This window comes from Moritella dasanensis ArB 0140 (assembly GCF_000276805.1).
GTDB lineage: Bacteria > Pseudomonadota > Gammaproteobacteria > Enterobacterales > Moritellaceae > Moritella > Moritella dasanensis.
The window spans coordinates 52,045-73,883 of sequence record NZ_AKXQ01000006.1; the positions used below are offsets into that span (position 1 = coordinate 52,045).

The window sequence follows — 21,839 nt, forward strand, 5'->3', positions numbered from 1 at the left end:
GACTAAGTAAATAAATAATAACAAACAACTAAATCAAAAGTAGTAAGACGCTACATCGCCTTCATCTTCGGAAAAATAAGAATAGCTTATGTGGATAACATCAAAATTAAATCGCCCAACTCGTCTACACAACTCGATCACTCGAACACGCGTTTTAGCTCATCTCCAAGAAGCGGCATTTAATAAATTAGTCTTATTTCGTTCACCTGCCGGTTACGGTAAAACCACCATGGCCGCCCAATGGCTTAAAGATAACAGCCAAGTTGGTTGGTTTAATATTGATGAAACCGATAACGATACTTTTCGTTTTGTGAACTATTTCATTCAAGCAATTAACAAAGTTACCGATCAATCTTGCCTCAATTCACAAGCTCTGGCTGAACGTCGCCAATACAGTTCGTTGCCGAATTTATTCAGTGAATTGTTTGCCGAACTAGCAAATTATCAAAGTGAGTTTTATCTAGTATTAGATGATTATCACTGTATTAACAATGATGAGATCCATGAAGGTCTACGTTTCTTCCTTAAATACATGCCCGCGAATTGCACGTTAGTCGTCACCAGTCGCACCCTACCACCGCTGAATACCGCTAATTTACGTATTCGCGATCTGCTCATTGAATTAGACAGTGAACTGTTAGCCTTTGATGACCAAGAAATAGCACAATTTTTTGAACAACGTATTGGCTCTATCCTCGGTGATACCGAGATAAAAGCATTACAAGAAAAGATAGAAGGCTGGCCATCGGCATTACAACTCATCGCCCTGCAAGTAAAACAGAAACAACACAGTGTGGCAGAATCGACAGAGTGGATATCGCAAATTAAGCAATCGCATTTGTGGGACTATTTAGCCGAAGAAGTATTTGATTTATTGGATGAACCATTACAAGTATTCTTAATGCAGTGCTCAGTCTTTACTATTTTCAATACCAGCTTAATCACTGAGTTTTTTGATAATGAAGCAGCCAATAACTTACTCGAATCGTTAGATAAACATGGACTATTCCTGCATTCACTTGAGGGGGAGCAACACTGGTATCGTTTCCATAATCTGTTCGCTGATTTTTTGAAACACCAACGTCATACCAAGCTAGCCCAAAGTAGTAAACAGTTACATAAAGATGCCGCGCGCGCTTGGTTAAAACATGATAATCCCCAGCAAGCCTTGTTTCATGCCCAGCGTGCTAAAGACAGTAGCCTAACCGCCGAGATCTTATTAGCGCACGGTTGGCACATGTTTAATCAAGGTGAATTAGAAAACTTAGAAACCACCATCAGTCTATTACAGCCGGATACCTTATACCAAAGCCCGCGCCTGCCGTTATTACGCGCTTGGTTAGCCCAAAGCCAACACAGTTATGATCAAGTTGGCGATTTATTGGCGCAGGCATTAATCGAATTAACGCAGCGAAAGATCGAGCTTACCTTAGCGCAACAAGGCGAGTTTAATGCATTGCGCGCGCAAGTAGCAATAAACCAAAACAATCCAGAACTAGCACTGCAACTGGCTGAAAATGCCTTGGAACAGTTAGACCCAAGTAATTACCGTAGCCGCATTGTCGCAACGTCGGTGATTGGCGAAGTAAACCATGTACTCGGTCACTTAGATCGCGCGTTGTCAATGATGCAACAAGCAGAACGCATGGCACGTCAGTATCATGTTTACCCGCAAGCATTATGGTCGCTGTTACAACAAAGTGAGATCTTAATTGCCCAAGGTCATATCCAATCGGCGTTTGACCTGCTCGATAGCGCCGATCAATTAGCTGACAAGCAGCACTTACAACAGCTGCCTTTGTATGAGTTTTTACTGCGTATTCGCAGTCAAATCTATTGGCGCTGGAATCATTTAGACCTCGCTGAGGAGTTTGCGCACAAAGGCTTAAATGTACTACCGAAGTATTGCCAATCTAAGTATCTACAATCGTATGCCATTTTAGCGCGTGTGCATATATCACGGGGAGAGCTAGATAAAGCCGGTCGTTATATTGATTTGTGTGGAGAGCTTATCGAGCAATCTGATTTCCATGCTGACTGGATCGCCAATGCTAACTTTTCGCAATTGTTATATTGGCAAGCCAAGGGCAATAATATCGCGGTTGAACAATGGTTAGCACAAAGCAAACCCGTGGCTGACAATGCCTGTAATCACTTTACCCAGAGTCACGGCCGTAATATCTCCCGCGCTTATATGTTAACAGGGAATTACAGCCAAGCACTGCAAACGTTAGCGCATTTACAACAAGCAGCAAGCCAACATCAACTGTTGTTCGAACAGCAAAAAAATGCCACGTTAGAAGCCGTGGTTTACAGCCAGTATGATGATCAAGAGCAAGCCCTGAACAAGTTACAAACCGCGCTGACACTCGCGAATACCACCAGCTCGATTTGTGATTTTTTGATTGATTCAAAAGTGATTGCAGAATTACTCAACAGCTTATTAAAACAAGGCAACATGGCAGAATTAGCACGTTATCGCGCAGAGAAATTACTCGCGGAAATGTCGATCAAACGTCACAACCGTGCAGTCTATTTTGATAAGGCGTTTGTGCATAAACTGTTGAACAATCAAGATGTGCCAGAACTGATACGCACTAGCCCACTGACTCATCGTGAATGGCAAGTACTGGGCTTGATTTATTCTCGCTACAGCAATGAACAGATCTCGATAGAGTTAGACGTGGCATCAACGACCATCAAAACCCATATTCGTAATCTGTATCAAAAACTGAATATTGCGAATCGTCGAGAAGCAATTGAAACCGCAGAGAACTTATTGAAGATGATGGGTTATTAACGCTAACGCGCAGTATTCAGCTCTTTACACCTAATCTCACTACTCATTTGATGCTAACGATTTATACCGTTGGCATTTTTTATATCTTCATTAAATTCATACTTCCCCTGACTCAACGACCAACTTTACTATCAATTCAGCGATGCTAAATCAAAGATGTACTGAATATGAATAAACTACTCAGCTTATATTCAGTGTAAGTGTGGTGTAATAACTACATAGTAAAAATACACCCAGTTACCGAGAAACATAATCATATGAAATCTATTCATTATGCATTAATCGCCATCTTAACTACTTCCTTAGCACTCTGGTTAGGCACTGAACATGCGCTTTCTACGCCGCTACACTTTTGGCCACTGCGTAAAACCATTATCTACGGCTCTGGTATCATTGCCATAATCGCGATGTCATTCGGGACGTTATTAGCGATACGACAATTTTTTTCAGACTCCTTCCTCGATGGGTTGGATAAACGCTATAAATTACATAAATGGCTAGGGATCGCGGGATTCGTTGCAGCAGTGACGCATTGGTTATTTATCAAAGCGCCAAAATGGTTAGTTGATTTAGACATACTGATCAAGCCAATCAAAAACAAACACGGCAACGGTGAAAGTCTATCTTGGCTTGCCAATTTTTTCGACTACCAGCGCCACTTTGCTAAAGACATTGGCGAGTGGGCATTCTATGCCTTGATTATCTTGGTATTGCTGATGCTGAGCAAAAAAATCACCTATAAACTAGCGCGTCAAAGTCACAAGTTAATGACCGTCGTTTACCTGGTACTCGTTTATCATTCGGTGGTATTGATGAAAATAGCAGATTGGGTTACCCCGATGGGCATTTTTCTGATGTTGGTATTAGTCGCAGGTAGCGTAAGTGCTCTCATTTCCTTGTTCGGTAAAGTGGGTAGTGCAAAACAAGCTCATGGCCAAATTTCAACACTCCAGCACTATACGGATAACAAGGTTCTGGCGGTAACAATCCAGCTAACCACCCCGTGGTCAGGCCATGATGCAGGCCAATATGCGTTTGTTACCTTTGATAAAAAAGAAGGTCCACACCCCTTTTCAATCACCTCAAGCTGGGGCGACAGTGGTGACATCAGCTTTAACATCAAGCAGATTGGTGATTACGTTAATACCTTACCGAGCAGCCTTGCCGTAGGTGACGATGTTATTGTAGAAGGCCCTTATGGTAACTTTAATATCGACAGTGATAAGCAACAACATATCTGGATTGCTGGCGGCATTGGTATCGCGCCATTTTTATCACGGTTAGACAGTTTAGCAAACCAAGAAAATACACCTGATATCACGCTGTTTTACACCACCCGTATGCCTGATGACGCCTTTATAAAGCAGGTAAATAACCGCTGTGAACGAGCTGGCGTCACCGTGCATATCATTAATACCAAACAACGCAGTGGCTTAACAGCAGCAGAAATAGCCGCGGTGGTTAATAATTTTAGTACGACTGATGTTTGGTTTTGTGGCCCTGCAAAATTCGGCAACATACTAAAATCACATTTTGTTAAGGCAGGTTTATCACGGCATGATTTTCATCAAGAGCTTTTTGATATGCGTTAAGGACGATTTGAGATGAGTTAACGACTATTTCATATGTGTTAACTGATTTTTAGCTAAAAAAAAGGACCTATCACTGTAATTAACAGCTTTAGGTCCTTTTTTGGCGATGATAGTCCGTACATTACAAAATGACTTAACTATGACACCTAATTTAGTAACGACAATATCGTGACTAAGTTATCTATTTTTCTGCTGATGCGTCTTCGCTATAAAACGCTTCAACAGTACCTTTAACAGTCATCATAAGTGGTTGGCCACGACGGTCCAACGCTTTGTGTGACGGTACTTTTACCCAGCCTTCACTGATGCAATATTCTTCAACATCGAAACGCTCTTTGCCGTTAAGCATAATACCAATTTCGTGTTCGAAAACTTCAGCGTTATGGTGTGGGCTGCGTGGATTACCTGAAAGGCGATCTGGTAGAGCTGGTTTAGCTGTAATATCGTTCATGTTCGTGACCTGTAGTAAATAAAGTGCGCTATTGTAGACAATATAGGCCTCACGCTCAAGCACTGGAGTGATAAATGTTGATCCTAGTTTCCTAAACCCCCAAATAATTGTTTATTTATCCCAATAGCCAAATCCGTCACCTAACTTATTACTCATGAATTCGATGAACACTCTTACTTTTTCAGGAAGGTGTTTTCTCTCTGGATAGACAGCATATATGGCATGCTTTGGCAGAGTATAATCAGGCATTAATGAAATAAGTGCTTTTGATTTCAAGTGTTGTGCAACGATAAAGGTCGGCATCTGGCAAATGCCCAGTCCATTCAATAATGCCTCTGCAATAGCATCACTATTATTAACGATGAAGTTACCTTTAGGTTCTATACTTATTTTTTTATTATCTTTGTAAAAAGTCCATTCAGTCCCGCCCTGAAATAAGCTGTAATAAATACAATTATGCCAAGATAGCTCTTCTGGCTTTGCTGGTTCACCATGCTCTGAGATGTATTGTGGCGATGCGCAAAGCACACTTTTACAATCCACTAATTTTTTGGCCACCAAGGACGAATCTTCAAGTTTGCCGATGCGAATGCCAACATCGAATCCCCCCTCAACTAAACTTACAATTCGGTCATCCATACTCAAGATCACCTTCACATCAGGGTACAAATCTAAGAACTCTTTTAGGTAGGGAACAATATGTAAGCGCGTAAAAGTCATCGGTGCATTGATCTTTAACGTGCCTTTGGGTATGTCTTGCTGGTTATGTAAAGCAGCAAACCCTTCGTTGGCAATCATCACCGCATTCCGAGCATAATCTGAAAAATGTTCGCCAGCCTCAGTCAAGGTGATACTTCTGGTGGTGCGATTAAATAACCGCACGCCGAGGTTATCTTCTAAAACCGATATTCTTTTGCTGACTGCTGATTTTGTCAACCCGAGCTTTTCTGCCGCTGACGAGAAATTGCCACTTTCAATGACAGCCACAAACACGGGTATTGCCGAAAAATTGTCTTTCATATTGTCAACTTACACTCACCAATGATTATCATTATTAGATATTATCATTTCTTTTGCGATCAATTAAAGTACTTCAAAACAATGGAGTAAAAAATGCAAAGTATCAACAGATATTCAATCTTAGCGATTATCGGTGGCGGGTTATTGGCACTCATGATTAGTATCAACAGCCAACTCTCGCTGCAAACATCCGCCATCAATGCGTCATGGATAGCACACGGCTTAGGCAGCGTAGTGGCACTCGGGCTTTTTCATATGACCAAAGGGGCGATGAACTCAGCCTCGCCAATACAGGGACGTGTGCCTAAATTATATTATTTAGGTGGGTTACCAGGCGCATTCACCGTGATCTTAGCGTCCATCACAGTCAATAGCGCTATCGGCTTGTCAGGTACACTGGCATTAGGATTAATCGGACAATTAGTTTGCTCTATATTGTGTGAAACCTTGGGGTTATTTGGATTAGATAAAAAACAATTCAATGTTATCGACCTACTGCCTATTTCATTTGTAGTGTTCGGTTCAATACTCCTTATTTCACAGAGGTATTAAAGATGACGTTGTATATTTTACTCGCATTACTAAACGGATTTTGTATCGCGATAAGTCGCATATGGAACGGACAACTGGCTAGCTACTACGGCGCATTTAGGGCTTCATATGTTAATCACATTATCGGTTTTTTGTTCCTTTCAATCGTCATGCTGTTATTACTGGAACCACCACAACTCGCAACCAGTTCAAACATATTTGTTTATCTCGGTGGCTTTATCGGTGCTTTTTATGTTGCAATTAATAGCCTTATCATGAGTCGTCTAGGGTCAACAAATACCATGATTTTAGTGATTAGCGGGCAAATGGGTTTTGGGTTATTGCTGGACTCATCGGCGAACTCAAACAGTGAATTATTGCTCAAAGTACTGGGGGTTATGTCGATTGTCATCGGGGTATATTTAAAACAAGCGATACAACAAAAACAGGCAAGTCTAGCGTCTTAAATTGAGCTAAGTGGTTGAGTCAAATTAACCACTTATTTCGATATCTCAGTACACTTGGTTTATTGCGCAGATTACTTTGATTTTATGTAAGCGGTTATGTCTGATAACTCTTTACTGTTAAATAGCTTACTGACCTCAACCATTTTATTTTTGTGCTTGTTTTCAACATTAAAATTTCTTTTATCTGCAGCAAACAAAGTCAATTGTTCAAAAATGTAAGGGCCTTTTAAATGGCTTATTTTAGGGCTGTCGGTAAAGAAGCGGCCAATAGCGCTCGAATGACAACCTTTACAGTTTGTTGCATATAACGCTTTGCCGTTATTAATATCCCCAGCAACCGTTTCAGTTGAATCAACAGTCGGTAGCGCTGCGTAATAGTTCGCTATATACCGTAACTCATCATCCTGCAGTGCTTTTACTTGGCGTGACATTTCTTGAGTCGCAGCAGAGACACTGCCAGCACCGCGTTTATCAACGCGGAAATTGTCCAGCTGTTCCATCAGGTATTGCTCGTCCATACCACCCAGTAACGGTGTATTCTGTGTCGCAGATGTTGACGCTGTTGCTGAGTGACAGTTATTACACTGTAAAACAGTTTGTTTCACATTTTCATGAGGGTTTTCCACCGTGGAAGAACAACTCTGAAGCGTGATCAACGGCACAGTTAAAAATGCCAATACCAGTATTTTATTCATCCAATCTCCTGACTCAAATTTCGATAAAACAGTTTAACTAACGTTTCTTAAGAAAGACTTAAGAGAAACTTATAAAGCAATTTAAGAACAATTTAAATTTCAATATTTGCTCATCTTGATTCTGACTGCCCGAGTTTGGTAGTGGAACACAGGACATAAGGACATAAGGACATAAGGAAATGTAAAGTCAGCGAGGATTGCTGACTTGGTACTGAGGGGAAATATATGACGGCTGCTTTATAAGCGCGCTAACTGCGATTTTCTGTCTTTATTCACAACACAGAAATTGCCTCGTCTAGTACGACATTTTGAACACCGTTCACATTCAACTGGCGATCTGTCGCCGTCTTTCCAGCGCTTAATTAAAGCGGGTTCAGACAGTAAAGGTCTTGAGAGTGCAAAGTATTGAATATTGGTTTTATCTGCAATTTCTTCTATCGCAGCAATATCCGTTAATCCGCCAACAGTAATAACGGGCACACTCACCTCTTCACTAATCACCTGGCCATATTCATGGAAGTAACCTTCTTGTTGAATGGTGTATCCATCAAAACACTCGCCAATCATAGTACTCGCCTTGCCATGAATATTGCCTGAGATGATAATGGCATCTACGCCAATCGTTTCTAATTTTTTACAAATAACACGTGTTTCAGCAAAGGTTAAACCACCCTCAAAAAATTCAGATGCGGTCAGTTTAACTAATATCGGATACTCATCACCGACAAGTTTTCTTATTTCAGCATAGATCTCTAATAACAGTCTCATTCGATTATCTAAGCTGCCGCCATATTGATCTTCTCTGCGGTTATAATAAGGGCTTAAAAACTGATTGATTAAATAGGTATGTGCAGCGTGTATTTCAACGCCATCAAAGCCTGATTGTTGGGCTCTTCGGCTTGCTTGAGCAAATGCCTGAACGATGTAATCTATTTCATCCTTGGTCATCGCTTTACCTAATGTTTGTGTACCAATTTCGCACACTTCACTCGGCGCATAGATCACCCTTTCTCCGACATTATGCGTGGTTTTTGTGCCTCCGTAGGCAAGCTGCATGGCTATTTTAGCATCGTAGGTGTGTACCAACTCGGTAAGCTTTTTGTATTCACCGATAAAGGAATCATTGTACATTCCCATCATGCCGGCATTTGGCTTCTCTTCTTCTACAATATTTGCATAACCGGTGATAATAAGACCGACTTCGCCTTTAGCAAGTTCTTCGTAGATAGCATATAGCTTATCAGTCATATGGCCGTCATCAGTTGCCATATTTTCCCACGTAGCGCTGCGAATAAAGCGGTTTTTTAATATCATATTGCCAATACGGGTTTCTTTATACAAAGTACTCAAGTCCAATCCTCTTAAAATCGTTTTATATTATTCATCAGCATTCTTAAAAAAACTAAAGCAGCCATACTGACGCATGCCTGCTTTAGTTGTTTATTTTTGCTATGAGCTATCTGCAATGGCTAATGTTATCGACAATATGCATGACAATCCTTAATCTGGATTAAGCTAGTGTCATATACATAATCTAAAAACAGTTTTAAAAGCGATTTTCAGATGCATAGGATTTATGGGCACTATTTTTCAAACTACTTTCACACGCATGAGCTTTGATGGTTTAATTTCAACAAAGTTGTACCATATATATTCATAAAGCAATTTCTGACCAGGGAATTCAGATAATTCCAAAGCCTCGCTTAAAGAACACCACTTATGATCAGTATGTTCATCATTAATAATTATGGCTTGATTTGGCTGGCAGTAGACCACGAAAACGGGAATAACTTCTATTGTATTGAGGCTACTTTCATAGAACTTCTCTAGGTATTGTCCATTATATAATTCAGTAACCTCAAGCTGAGTTTCTTCTTTAAACTCTCGAATGATAGTTTGCCAACCTTTCTCATCCGCTTCAATAGTCCCAGCAACATGACACCAAAAGTTCCCCCTACATCTTTTCATTAAAAGAATTTTAGTTTCACCGTCAATCTCAGATAAAGCAACACCTGAAACAGCCATACTTCTAATTGGGATCATTTGCATTCCTCATTGTTTATCGAAGGTTGTTTGCGCTCAGTTAAGTTGTAGGTAAGCGCAAACAATAAAGCCAGCGGACAAATACCTCTTTAAAAAGAGTACATCGTCCACTGGCTTTCGTCATATCAGAATAATTATAAAGTAAACTATTCCTACCCTTTCACACCACCAGACGTTAAGCCACCAACTAACCAGCGTTGTGCTAATAAGAATACAGCTGTAATAGGTAATGCTGACAACACAGCTGCTGCTGCAAAGTCACCCCACAGGTAGTTTTGTGGATACAAGTACTGCTGCATGCCAACCGCCAGCGTATAGCCATTCACATCCGATAATAACAGCGATGCCACTGGCACTTCCGTTACTGCACCAATAAATGACAGAATGAATACCACCGCTAAAATAGGCACCGACAGTGGTAATAATACCAAACGGAATGCTTGCCAAGGCGTTGCGCCATCCAATGCTGCGGCCTCTTCTAATGAACCATCAATCGACTCGAAATAGCCTTTAATAGTCCATACATGCAAGGCAATACCGCCGAGATAAGCAAAGATCAAACCGCCGTGGGTATTTAATCCCAAGAACGGAATATACTGACCTAACTTATCAAATAAAGCATACAAGGCGACCAACGCCAGCACTGCTGGAAACATCTGGAAGATCATCATCGCTTTAAGAATAGTTTCTTTACCGCTGAAACGTAAACGAGCAAATGCATAAGCCGAGGTCGTTGATAGTGCAACAACCAAGATAGAAGTGATCCCTGCAACTTTAACCGAATTCCATAACCACAGTAGTACCGGGAATGGAGGCGGAGTGACAGAACCATCAGCATTAGTCACCGAAAAACCGAGGGCTAAACGCCAGTGGTCTAGTGACGGTGTCGAAGGGATAATCTCGCCTGTGGCGAAGTTACCATCACGAAATGAGATAGCAATAACCATAACCAGCGGAAATAGAATGACCACCAGCAGGGCGATAAGTGCGAAATGAGCAGCCCACACTCGGTATTTTAATGAGTTACCTTGTACCATTGCCATAATATGGCTCCTTATTTTACGCTGGCTATTTTTCTGACAGCTTAGCGAAACGAAGATTGAATAATGCGAGACCACCGACCAATAGGAAAATAAGCGTGGTAATTGCACTGGCTAAACCAAAGTCCTGACCACCAGAACCTTCAAAGGCGATGCGGTAGGTATAACTGACTAACAGATCCGTATAACCGGCTGGTTCACTTGTACCGATCATATTTGGTCCACCTTTCGTTAATAACTGGATCATCACGAAGTTATTAAAGTTGAAAGCAAAACTAGCAATCATTAAAGGAGCTAACGGTTTCACCATCATTGGTAAGGTAATATTTTTAAAGTTTTGCAGTGGGCCTGCGCCATCCAGTGCCGATGCTTCATACAGATCATCTGGAATAGCTTTTAACATCCCCATACATAGAATCATCATGTAAGGGAAACCGAGCCAGATATTAACAATTAACACCATGACTTTTGCTGATAAAGGATCAGAGAACCAAGTTGGTGAAATACCAAATAATGCATCCAAAACGAGGTTAATCTCACCAAAGCTCTGGTTGAACAACCCTTTGAAGATCAAGATAGAGATGAATGAAGGTACCGCATAGGGCAATATTAGCAACATACGATAAACCGCACGTCCGCGCAGCGCTTCCCATTGCACCAAACTGGCCAAAATCAAACCAATAATCAAACTGATACCCACAGATAATACTGAAAATATCACGGTCCAGATAAAGATACTGACAAACGGTTCTTTAATGCCGTCATCTTTCCAAATCCGTTCAAAGTTAGCTGTACCAATCACGACACTAAAACCCGGAGATACCGGAGCACCGATATAATTGCCCGCCCCGTCGATGGTTTGATAAAAACCAGTTTCCATATTTGGTAGCAAAACTTCTTGGCTTTGGTTATTGATTAAAGTAGTGCCGTCTTTACTCAAGTTATACAGCGGTTTTACAGCAGCAAATTTACGTAATCCGCTCATGCGGATCTCATTACCATTTGGTAAAGTTAGATCAAATTTTGTTAATGTTGTACGGTTAGTGACAATCTCTTTTATCTTTGCTTTTGTTCCAGTTATGGCATCGATAGGGCTAAGATCAAAACGCAGTGTCGCTGGCGTAGTCAGATCAAAAGTATCTGTCACTAAGAGTTGCTCACCATCTTTAACGGCTAATCGATAACCTTCTTCGCTGCGATACAGATCAAAACGGTAACTATCGCCACTTTGGAAAGTGCGATCTAACAGTACTGACTGAGCCCGTTCAAACGACAACTGGTTTGTCGCACTGTAATTGGTAAAAGCGATACCGACGGTATAAACCAAAGGGAAAATGATAAACAAGATCATCCCAGCGATACCCGGAAAGATATAACGGTGTGCGTAAGTTTTTTTACTGCCAAAAATAAACAGCCCTAACAACGTTAAGATTAGCGTTAATACGGCAAACGACGTTTCTCCATTTGCGTACATAATAACGGCCGCATAACCATTAACTAAACCGATAAGGCTAAGAATAAACCACTTAATAAAACGCGAATAATTTGATGTTGAATCGACTTGTGCTGAAGTCTGTTCTGATTCCGGTGTATCACCCAGAATTTCTGATACTGTAACGGTCTGCATGGAAGAACCTACCTAATAAATAGCAAGAGGAGGGAGTTACCGCTCCTCATATTTAATTACTTGTATTACTTTTATTACTAAGCGATCACTTAGTCATCTGTTTTTCAGCATCATTTAATGCATCAGTAATAGATTGGCGACCATCAACAATATTAATAAGCGCATTATTGGTTGCACCCCAGAACGCATTCATTTGCGGAATATTGGGCATGATTTCACCATTCATCGCATTTTTCATCGTCGCTGCAATACGAGGATCACCGTCCAGCTCTTTTTGGAACGATTTAAGCGCAACAGCACCAAGTGGCTTATCATTGTTTACTTGTTTCAGACCTTCATTTGTCATCAAGTAGTTTTCAAGGAACTCAACGGCAAGATCTTTGTTTGGCGACGCAGTACTAATACCTGCTGTAAGTACACCAACAAAAGGCTTAGAAGGGTTACCGTTAAATTTAGGTAATTCCACTACACCATAATTAAGGCCAGATTTTTCTACGTTACCCCATGCCCAAGGACCATTGATCGTCATCGCAACATTGCCTTTGTTAAACTCTGATTCAGATACTGAGTAATCCATATCTGGTGAGATAACGCCATCTTTGATCAGATTAGTAATCAGTTGCATGCTGTTGTGCACGCCTTTATTATTAATACCGACATCTGTCACATCGTAACCAGTCGCATTAACTTTAAATGCATAACCACCGTCAGCAGCCATAAGTGGCCAGGTGAAATATGGGCCTTTTAGATCCCACATGATAGCCGATTTACCTTGGGTTTTAAGTTGCTTGTCTAAGGCTGCAACGTCTTCCCAATTCTTCGGTGGCGTTTTAACTAAATCTTTATTATAAATAAGTGACAGTGACTCAACCGCAACAGGGTAACCAATGTATTTCCCTTCATATTTAACCGCGTCCCACGTGAAATCAACCAGACTATTTTTAAATTCTTTTGAAGGTTTTACTTCAGCTAATAAACCCGCTTTTGCATACCCACCAAAACGGTCATGAGCCCAAAAAATAATATCTGGACCATCGCCAGTAGCCGCTACTTGCGCAAATTTGTCTTGTAAGCCATCTGGATGGGCAACAGTGACCTTGATACCTGTATCAGCTTCAAACTGCTTACCTACTTCAGCAAGACCGTTGTAACCTTTATCACCGTTAATCCAAATCGTTAACTGACCTTCTTCAATAGCAGCAAAGGCCGAAAAAGAGTTCATTGCAGTTAATAGCGCTACAGCCGTTAAGGTTTTTTTCATCATTTTATATCCTTATTAAATTAGCTTTCAAACTTACCAGACAAGCTGTCTGCGTTGGATGGTATAGTCATACAAAAACCCACTCCCAACATCATCCTTTACCCTACGCCTAGCCTCTGCAAAGCCAAAAGCGTGAACTGGCACGATTAATATTACTTAGTTGCGCAAGAAAGGCGATAAAAATGCGATGGCTCGCACACTAACGAGCAACAAAGTACCCATTTAGAGTGATATTAAAGCAACAATAAATAAAATGTGATCTATGCACTCCTCCTATCTACTCCGCCCTAAAATTTTTTAGCAAGGATGATGCAGCTAGAGGTCATATAAAACACACTACCAACATCGAAAAATACTGTGTAAGATATTCTAATTAGTCATAAAAAGGACTCGCGAGATGGCAACTGTCACGTTAAAAAATGTATGTAAAGCCTATGATGATGTACTTATTTCTAAAAACGTAGACCTCGAAATAAATGATGGTGAATTTGTCGTTTTCGTTGGTCCGTCAGGTTGCGGTAAATCAACCCTGTTACGTTGTATTGCTGGGCTTGAAGATATCACCTCGGGTGATTTATTTATTGGCGGAAAACGCATGAATGATGTCGAACCCTCTAAACGTGGTGTCGGTATGGTTTTCCAATCTTATGCGCTTTACCCACACTTAGATTTAACCGATAACATGTCGTTTGGCTTAAAATTAGCAAAAGCAGATAAACAGTTAATTAAAGATCGCGTGAAGCATGCTGCCGATATTCTGCAACTCACGCCGCTATTAGATCGTAAACCCAAGTCATTATCAGGTGGTCAACGTCAACGTGTGGCAATTGGCCGTACGTTAGTATCCCAACCTGAAGTGTTTCTGTTAGATGAACCGCTATCAAATTTAGATGCGGCGCTCCGCGTTAAAATGCGGATTGAATTGGCCAAATTGCACAAGCAGTTAGGTTGCACGATGATCTACGTAACGCATGATCAAGTTGAAGCCATGACCATGGCCGATAAAATAGTGGTACTCGATGGGGGTGATGTGGCACAGGTCGGCGCACCATTGGATATCTATCATTACCCACAGAATATTTTTGTGGCCGGTTTTATTGGCTCACCCAAAATGAATTTCATTAACGTGCACATTCAATCTGTAGAAGCGCAACGTGTGGAAGTATTGTTACCGAATTGCCAAAGTATATGGATCCCTGTTGATGGTAAAACCGTTAACGCGGGTGATGAAATGACCCTCGGTATTCGCCCAGAACATTTAATCGCGGTTGAACAAGCTGATATCGTGATTGCTGGTGAGACCATTGTGGTAGAAAAATTAGGTAATGAAACCCAAGTTTATTTACACATTGAAGGCTGTGATGAAGATGTTATTTATCGTGTTGCTGATACGCTGTCAATTGAAGCTGGCGATAAAATAGATATTGGTATTCCAGCACACCGTTGCCACTTGTTCCATAAAGATGGCCAAGCTTGTCAGCGTTTATATAAAGAAACTACGCGTTAATTAAGCGATAAAAAGCAAACCTAAACGGCTGTCATATACTTCAATACCAACACTGCTTGAGTTACCTAAAGCAGTGTGGGTATTATTAACCACGACCAGTTTTAAACTAATCCCCCTACTCATACACGGTCTTATCCGATGGCGAAGTAATTAGTCCAGTAACGTGGTTAATTGCTGAGAAAGCCATGCACAAGCCGGTCCCATACTGCGACTTTTAGAGGTGATGAGATTCACGGGCACAGACCAGGGTTTATGGTCAAAACTCAGTGTTAAGGCATTCAACTTACCTGACTCAATATCTTTATTCACCAAGTGTTGGGGTAAGAAGCACCAACCAATACCGCTATCAACATAATTGCGCAGCATACTGTGGTTATTGCCCCACCAAACTAACGTAGATAGCGCCTCTAAGTGTGCTAACTGATTATTATCTAACCCTTTCAACATCAATTGTCGATGTGGTATCAATTGTGATGCGGCCACTGTTGTAAGTGCAGCTAAAGGGTGACTAGGGCACACAACCGCAACAAACGAGACATTACCGATATAACAAATATTAACTTCTTTAACGAATGACATGTCGGTATACATTAAGCCAATATCAGCCAGCCCTTCATTGACTAAGCCCACAATATCAGCGCTAGCAGCAACAAAGACTTCGAGTGATGTGAGTGGAAATTGTGATGAAAACTGTTCAATAATGACATAAAAGCAGTCTAACTGAAGACCATCATCAAGTACCAACTTCAGGTTAATTTCTTCTTTATTACTCAGCGCTTTAGATGCACTTTCTAGTTCATACATTTGCTGCAAAATAGCATCAGCAAAGGTGAGTAAATGCTGCCCTTCTTTGGTCAGTCTGGGTTTACGTGTGGTGCGGTCGAATAGCTGCACATTTAAATCGACTTCTAAGTTGGATATACCTTGGCTCACCGCTGATTGCACTTTGCCTAACCGCCTAGCGCAGGCCGAAAAAGAGCCTAATTCTGCGGCTGTCACAAACATTCTTAATTGCTCAATATTATACATACTATCACTAAAACCGATGGTAACTGACTGGATGTCATCATACATAAAGATAGAATGGAACTATATCAATACTTAAACGGAAATATATTATGTCCACAAAAGAACGCATTTTTCACAGTCTACTATTTGAAATTATTGCTTTAGCGATACTGCTTATCGCCTCTAAAATATTTACCCAACAAGACACCACAACAGTAGGTGGAGTGGCTATCACCTTGTCCCTCATTGCCATGGCGTGGAACTACGTCTACAACCTCGGCTTTGACAATTTATTTGGTGCCGACCGTTTATCGCGTAAATTAATGATGCGTATAGGCCATGGGCTTGGATTTGAAGCGGGTTTAATCTTTGCAACCATTCCGGTACTCATGTGGATTTTACAACTCGATTTCATGACCGTGCTGATCCTTGATCTGGGACTGGTTATGTTCTTCTTAATTTATTCAATTATTTTTAACTGGTGTTACGACAATACCCGTGAAAAATTAAAATCGCCCCTAGCTGTCGCCTAAAATAGCCGTTCCAAGGATGGACTTAATACTGACTTCTTAAGGCCTTGTTACTCTGTGTATATTCGCCTCGATTTTCAATATAAAAGGTGATTATAAAATCGATTGCTACAATTAAGAGCATGCAGCCAATAAAAGGAACTTAGCATGTACTCATTTAAATTACGGTTATTGTTTATCACCTTGTTTAGCACACATTTATGGCTATCAACATTTGCCTATGCCGAGGAAAAAGTTTACATCGTGGGCATGGTGCCACAGTTTGAAGCAAGGAAATTAACCGCTATTTGGGTGCCCATACTTGAACAGCTAACGGTTGAAACGGGTCTCAAATTTAAATTGGAAGGTGCGCCGAATATAAATGAATTTGAGAAAAAATTTATGGCCGGAGCGTATGATTTTGTCTACATGAACCCTTATCATTTTGTATTGGGCAATCAACTGCAGGGTTATATTCCCCTAGTCAAAGATGGTTCGAAAAAATTACACGGCGTATTGGTCGTCCAGAAAGACAGTCCAATAAAAAATGTAGCACAGCTCAACGGCGCTAAAATCGCATTCCCTTCGCCCAATGCCCTCGGCGCATCATTACAAATGCGCCAAGAACTACATGATATATTTAATATCCAGATCACCCCTGTGTATGTAAATACCCATGGTTCTGTCTATCTCAATGTACTCCTGGGTGATACTCAAGCCGGTGGTGGGGTCGGTAAAACCCTGAAAAAACAAAAAGCAGAATATCAACAAGCCTTAAGAGTAATACATAAAACGATCCCTGTATCATCACACCCGATCGCAGCGCATCCTCGCGTACCCAACGCTGATATTGAAAAAGTAACCGCCGCATTACTCAACATGGGCACAACGGCTGCCACTTCAGCATTGCTGCAGGGCATTCCGATTCAGCAAATCAGCATTGCTACATTTGCAGATTATGAACCGTTGAAAAATATGAACCTAGAAAGATTTTATATCCAACCAGAGTAAGGAACAAGATGAGCATTAAATTCAAATTAATGGTGCCTGTCCTTGTTGGTTTTGTTGTTTTTACGAGTGTGATTCAGTGGTATTGGGCGCCGAAATTATTTAATTATGCGCAGGCTGATTTTAGAGAACAAATGAACAATGAAATAAGATCCATCGAAAACGATGTGATTAGGCATTTAATCGCGAGTGACTTTTCAGCACTCTTTTCATCATTGGATTATCAAAAAAAGTTACATCAGCAAAATTGGGCGCATCTGACATTATACGACGCCGATAAACAACAGAAGTACCCGCTGTTTTCAAAAAATAAAGCAATACTGGCAAAACAGCACGCCAACCATATCCACATTAATTATCCATTGGTGAATGAAAATATAACCATAGGTTATCTTGCCTTGCACATCGATTGGACCGAAAAATACGAATTTACCGAGCAACGGTTTTTTGAGCTGAAAATATTTTTAATCATAATGATGTTGTTAATTATCTGCATTGAATTGTTTATGCAAAACCGATTAGTACAAGTACCGATATTAAAACTAAAATTGGCGACCAAAGAATTGGCCAACGGTAATTTTAACATTAGTTTACCTGCTGTATCAAAAGACGAAATCGGTCAGTTAACCGAAAATTTTAATATCATGCGCAATAATATTCTAAATAGCCAAGAGTCGCTGTTAGTCAGTAAAAATGAAGCCATGCAATCGGCGAAGCTAGCCGGTCATGAAAAAAACCGTGCTAATATCATGGCAAAAAAAATCAGCGATATGAATAAAGAATTACGGGAAAATATAGCCACAACTAAAACGTTGGCAAAAAAAGCCGAGGAATCTAACTGTGCCAAAAGTGAGTTTCTCGCCAACATGAGCCATGAGATCCGCACACCAATAAATGGCGTTATCGGGATGATAGGTTTATTGTTAGATACACAACTCGAAGATGAACAGCGGCATTATGCACAGGTCGCTCGCGCCAGCGGTGAATCATTACTGAGTTTAATTAACGATATCCTCGATTTTTCAAAAATTGAAGCGGGTCAGGTTGACCTTGAAGTCATCGATTTTGATTTGCACGCCCTGCTTAACGATTTAACCGTCATGCACTCACTGCAGGTTAAAACCAAAGGTCTTGGATTTAACTGCCGACTCTCAACTGAAGTCCCGACATTTATCCAAGGCGACCCAGGGCGCTTACGCCAGGTATTAACCAATCTGTTAGGCAATGCGATTAAGTTTACCGCACAGGGTGAAATAACAGTTTCGACAAGCGTATTATCAGAAAATGATTATGATACGGTTATTCATTTTTCGATAAAAGATACCGGCATTGGAATACCCCCCGATCGACAAGCACTGCTGTTTGATAAATTTATCCAAGTAGACTCGTCCACCACCCGTCAATATGGCGGTACTGGTTTAGGTCTATCGATATCGAAACAATTATCCGCATTGATGGGCGGCGAAATTGGTATTAACAGCGAAGAAGGTAAAGGCGCGGAGTTCTGGTTTACCGCGCGATTTACCAAACCGTCAGCGCAAGGTCAAATAGTGGAGACACCTGTGACTAAAAATTCGATACCACGAATCAAGCGTGAAAATGTCCGTATTCTGCTTGCCGAAGATAGCCTTACCAACCAGTTAGTCGCGATGGGTATTCTTAAAAAATTAGGCTATTTCGCCGATGTCGTCGCAAACGGTAAAGACGCAGTGCACGCGCTTGAAAGTACGCCTTACGACTTGGTGTTTATGGATTGCCAGATGCCGATAATGGATGGCTACGAAGCGACAACCCTAATCCGTAATTCTCAATCAACGCAGATTAACCATCAGATCCCCATTATTGCCATGACCGCGAATGCCATGCTCGGCGATCGGGAAAAATGCCTTGCTGCGGGTATGGATGATTATGTCACCAAACCGATTTCACCGGATACACTGAGTAAAGCGCTTACGACATGGTTGCCGCGCGATAATGTCGGTTAAAAGGGGGTATCACCATTAACACAACCAAATTTAATAGCATGTAGGACAATCAATAGATTAATTAGTAGCTTACATTCACCATTGGAATAGCAAATAAGAGGTATTAATTGAAATAATCCAGTAATGCATGTACTGTCGGAAAAATTTAAATCTAACCAAATGAATGGCCCACAAGATGTTACGAGCAATGATAGTCGAGGATGAATATTTAGCTAAGGAAGAGCTAATGTACCTGATTAATGCGTATAGCCAGATTGAAATAGTCGCTACCTTTGATGACGGCCTAACGGCATTTGAATACTTGCAACATAATCAAGTAGACATCGTCTTTCTCGACATTCAAATACCCTCGATTAACGGTATGTTATTAGCACGTAATATTTACCAATTTGCGAAGAAACCGCACATTGTGTTTACCACTGCACATAAAAAATATGCGATTGATGCGTTTGATCTAGAAGCCTTCGATTACCTATTAAAACCATTTAGTGAAGAAAGAATGATCCGGTTGTTAAAAAAACTGGAAGCTAGTCACCCGTCCGAAGAGATGGAGCAAACCCGAAAAACGATTAATGTCCATAGTGGCAATAGCATCAAGATTATTGACATCAGCAGCATCAACTATGCCATTGCTAATGATAAAACCACGCAATTATATACTGCCACTGGCGATTTTTGGGTGCCTTTGACCATGAGTGAATTAGTTGAGCGTTTACCTGAAAAAGATTTCTTTCGCACGCATAGATCTTATTGTGTTGCCCTTGAAAAGATCACCGAAATCATTCCCTGGCTCAACAGCACTTACCTCGTCAAACTCATCGACAGTGACGAACGGATCCCAGTCAGTCGCACCAACATCAAAACATTTAGGAAGCTAATGAAATTGTAATTCACGCGCTGACAATGCAATCCACGCACTGGCATTGCGACTCATTTTAAAGTTATTCCAACCCCTTGTTATCGATCCTTAGCAAGGTATCTTGACGTTAAACCAAAGGCATTTAGCCATTTTATTTATCGTTTTATTTGTTGGAGACTTTACGCATGGGTACTCAGATATCAAACCGAAAACGCACCTTAACCATGTTAGGTACTATTATTGCACAGTTTGCTTTAGGCTCTGTTTATACATGGAGCCTGTTCAATGCTTTGCTTGCCGATAAGCTATCCGAGCCAGTCAATAATGTTGCGCTCTCATTTGGTGTATTAAGTTTGGCGTTAGCAGTCGCTTCCTCACTTGCTGGTAAACTACAAGAAAGATTCAGTGTACGTCAAATTACGATTAGTGCCGGTATGCTGTTAGGGATTAGCTTGCTATTAACCGCTCAAGTTTCTAATATTTTCTACCTCTATATCTGTGCAGGCTTCTTACTCGGCTTTGCTGATGGCACTGGCTATTTATTAACACTCTCTAATTGCGTTAAGTTCTTTCCCAATCATAAAGGCCTCGTATCAGCATGCTCGATTGGTGCATATGGTCTTGGCAGCTTAGGCTTTAAATATATTAATATGTACTTGCTGGATAATTATGGCTTAGAAGGATCTTTCGTTATGTGGGGAAGTATCGCCATGGTGATGGTTATCGTTGGTGGCATGATGATGCATGATGCACCGAAGTTAGCACTGAGCCCAGACCAAGCACAAAACACAGCAAGAAACTTCAGCCTCGCTGAAACCATCAAAACCAGTCAATTTTGGATGCTTGCACTGGTATTCCTGACTGTTTGCATGAGTGGTTTGTATGTCATTGGTGTGGCGAAAGACATTGCCGAAAACTATGCGCATTTATCAATTTCAGCGGCAACATCAACCATTGCCCTCGTCGCCATCGCTAACTTAAGTGGTCGTCTCGTGCTAGGCATATTATCGGACCGTATTGCGCGTATTAACGTGATCACCATCGCGCTCACTATTTGCTTAATCGGTGTTAGTTTACTGCTCTTCTTCCCACTTGATGATGTTAGCTTCTATGCCTCTATCGCCTGTGTTGTCTTTGCCTTTGGCGGTACTATTACAGTATTCCCATCGCTAGTAAGTGACTTCTTTGGTTTAGATAATCTGACTAAGAACTATGGCCTAATGTACCTGAATTTTGGTATTGGTGGTCTGCTTGGATCGGTTGTAGCCTCCGTGTTTGGTGGATTCAGTGCCACTTTCTATCTGATGTTAACCATGATCGTCATCTCAATTGTGATCACATTTATCATCAAGTTCCCAACCAAAGAATCCGTAGCAATGTTCGACAACAACAACAACAACAACAACAACAACAACAACATGCCTTATCCTGCATAG

At 41.0% G+C, this 21,839-nt stretch carries 20 protein-coding genes; 10 read left to right on the top strand and 10 right to left on the bottom strand.

Annotation, left to right across the window (positions count from 1 at the left end; genetic code table 11):
* The first annotated feature begins 88 nt into the window (after positions 1 to 88).
* Both malT and A923_RS0106480 read left to right on the top strand, forming a co-directional pair.
* Positions 89 to 2,800 carry an HTH-type transcriptional regulator MalT gene (gene malT / locus A923_RS0106475; protein ID WP_017220851.1) on the top strand — a complete coding sequence of 904 codons (2,712 nt, stop codon included), beginning with the start codon at positions 89 to 91 and terminating at the stop codon, positions 2,798 to 2,800.
* Positions 2,801 to 3,057: 257 nt separating this feature from the next.
* Positions 3,058 to 4,392, top strand: coding sequence for a ferredoxin reductase family protein (locus A923_RS0106480; protein WP_017220852.1), 1,335 nt, complete (start codon positions 3,058 to 3,060; stop codon positions 4,390 to 4,392).
* Positions 4,393 to 4,573: 181 nt separating this feature from the next.
* Here A923_RS0106480 and A923_RS0106485 read toward each other — a convergent pair whose 3' ends face one another.
* Together A923_RS0106485 and A923_RS0106490 are read right to left on the bottom strand one after the other, a co-directional pair.
* Positions 4,574 to 4,843: a DUF3297 family protein gene (locus A923_RS0106485; protein ID WP_017220853.1), complete on the bottom strand. Its 270-nt coding sequence runs from the start codon at positions 4,841 to 4,843 to the stop codon at positions 4,574 to 4,576.
* 111 nt (positions 4,844 to 4,954) lie between these two features.
* On the bottom strand, positions 4,955 to 5,863 hold the full coding sequence (locus A923_RS0106490; RefSeq protein WP_017220854.1) for a LysR family transcriptional regulator: 909 nt from the start codon (positions 5,861 to 5,863) through the stop codon (positions 4,955 to 4,957).
* A gap of 93 nt (positions 5,864 to 5,956) precedes the next feature.
* Between A923_RS0106490 and A923_RS0106495 the strand changes: the two genes are divergently transcribed.
* Both A923_RS0106495 and A923_RS0106500 read left to right on the top strand, forming a co-directional pair.
* Entirely contained in the window at positions 5,957 to 6,415 is a 459-nt protein-coding gene (locus tag A923_RS0106495; RefSeq protein WP_017220855.1) for a DMT family transporter, read from the top strand.
* A 2-nt stretch (positions 6,416 to 6,417) separates the two neighbouring features.
* Positions 6,418 to 6,861: a DMT family transporter gene (locus tag A923_RS0106500; RefSeq protein ID WP_017220856.1), complete on the top strand. Its 444-nt coding sequence runs from the start codon at positions 6,418 to 6,420 to the stop codon at positions 6,859 to 6,861.
* A gap of 71 nt (positions 6,862 to 6,932) precedes the next feature.
* Here A923_RS0106500 and A923_RS0106505 read toward each other — a convergent pair whose 3' ends face one another.
* The 6 genes from A923_RS0106505 to malE form a co-directional block, all read right to left on the bottom strand.
* The gene (locus tag A923_RS0106505; RefSeq protein ID WP_017220857.1) at positions 6,933 to 7,556 is read right to left on the bottom strand and encodes a c-type cytochrome; all 624 of its coding nucleotides are present in this window, start codon (positions 7,554 to 7,556) and stop codon (positions 6,933 to 6,935) included.
* A gap of 237 nt (positions 7,557 to 7,793) precedes the next feature.
* Positions 7,794 to 8,906, bottom strand: coding sequence for an NADH:flavin oxidoreductase (locus A923_RS0106510; protein ID WP_017220858.1), 1,113 nt, complete (start codon positions 8,904 to 8,906; stop codon positions 7,794 to 7,796).
* Between the two features lie 240 nt (positions 8,907 to 9,146).
* The gene (locus A923_RS0106515) at positions 9,147 to 9,599 is read right to left on the bottom strand and encodes an NUDIX hydrolase (RefSeq protein ID WP_017220859.1); all 453 of its coding nucleotides are present in this window, start codon (positions 9,597 to 9,599) and stop codon (positions 9,147 to 9,149) included.
* Positions 9,600 to 9,751: 152 nt separating this feature from the next.
* Complete coding sequence (gene malG, locus A923_RS0106520) at positions 9,752 to 10,642, bottom strand: maltose ABC transporter permease MalG (RefSeq protein WP_017220860.1); 891 nt, start codon at positions 10,640 to 10,642, stop codon at positions 9,752 to 9,754.
* Between the two features lie 25 nt (positions 10,643 to 10,667).
* Positions 10,668 to 12,266, bottom strand: a complete 1,599-nt coding sequence (gene malF, locus A923_RS0106525; RefSeq protein WP_017220861.1) for a maltose ABC transporter permease MalF — start codon at positions 12,264 to 12,266, stop codon at positions 10,668 to 10,670.
* Positions 12,267 to 12,351: 85 nt separating this feature from the next.
* Complete coding sequence (malE, locus tag A923_RS0106530) at positions 12,352 to 13,530, bottom strand: maltose/maltodextrin ABC transporter substrate-binding protein MalE (RefSeq protein WP_017220862.1); 1,179 nt, start codon at positions 13,528 to 13,530, stop codon at positions 12,352 to 12,354.
* A 394-nt stretch (positions 13,531 to 13,924) separates the two neighbouring features.
* Here malE and malK point away from each other — a divergent pair, with 394 nt between their 5' ends.
* Positions 13,925 to 15,034, top strand: coding sequence for a maltose/maltodextrin ABC transporter ATP-binding protein MalK (gene malK / locus A923_RS0106535; protein WP_017220863.1), 1,110 nt, complete (start codon positions 13,925 to 13,927; stop codon positions 15,032 to 15,034).
* On the opposite strand, the gene A923_RS23315 is transcribed toward malK, so the two are convergent.
* The gene (locus A923_RS23315) at positions 15,035 to 15,157 is read right to left on the bottom strand and encodes a hypothetical protein (RefSeq protein ID WP_017220864.1); all 123 of its coding nucleotides are present in this window, start codon (positions 15,155 to 15,157) and stop codon (positions 15,035 to 15,037) included.
* 27 nt (positions 15,158 to 15,184) lie between these two features.
* Entirely contained in the window at positions 15,185 to 16,108 is a 924-nt protein-coding gene (locus A923_RS0106545; protein WP_017220865.1) for a LysR substrate-binding domain-containing protein, read from the bottom strand.
* 44 nt (positions 16,109 to 16,152) lie between these two features.
* On the opposite strand from A923_RS0106545, the gene A923_RS0106550 reads away from it, so the two are divergent.
* The 5 genes from A923_RS0106550 (at position 16,153) to A923_RS22035 (ending at position 21,839) form a co-directional block, all read left to right on the top strand.
* A complete protein-coding gene (locus tag A923_RS0106550) occupies positions 16,153 to 16,575 on the top strand; it encodes a PACE efflux transporter (protein WP_017220866.1) in 423 nt (140 codons plus the stop codon).
* A gap of 144 nt (positions 16,576 to 16,719) precedes the next feature.
* A complete protein-coding gene (locus A923_RS0106555) occupies positions 16,720 to 17,562 on the top strand; it encodes a phosphate/phosphite/phosphonate ABC transporter substrate-binding protein (protein ID WP_017220867.1) in 843 nt (280 codons plus the stop codon).
* Positions 17,563 to 17,570: 8 nt separating this feature from the next.
* Positions 17,571 to 19,544, top strand: coding sequence for an ATP-binding protein (locus A923_RS0106560; RefSeq protein WP_017220868.1), 1,974 nt, complete (start codon positions 17,571 to 17,573; stop codon positions 19,542 to 19,544).
* 175 nt (positions 19,545 to 19,719) lie between these two features.
* Positions 19,720 to 20,433: a LytTR family transcriptional regulator DNA-binding domain-containing protein gene (locus A923_RS0106565; RefSeq protein ID WP_026006109.1), complete on the top strand. Its 714-nt coding sequence runs from the start codon at positions 19,720 to 19,722 to the stop codon at positions 20,431 to 20,433.
* Between the two features lie 155 nt (positions 20,434 to 20,588).
* Entirely contained in the window at positions 20,589 to 21,839 is a 1,251-nt protein-coding gene (locus tag A923_RS22035; RefSeq protein ID WP_017220870.1) for an OFA family MFS transporter, read from the top strand.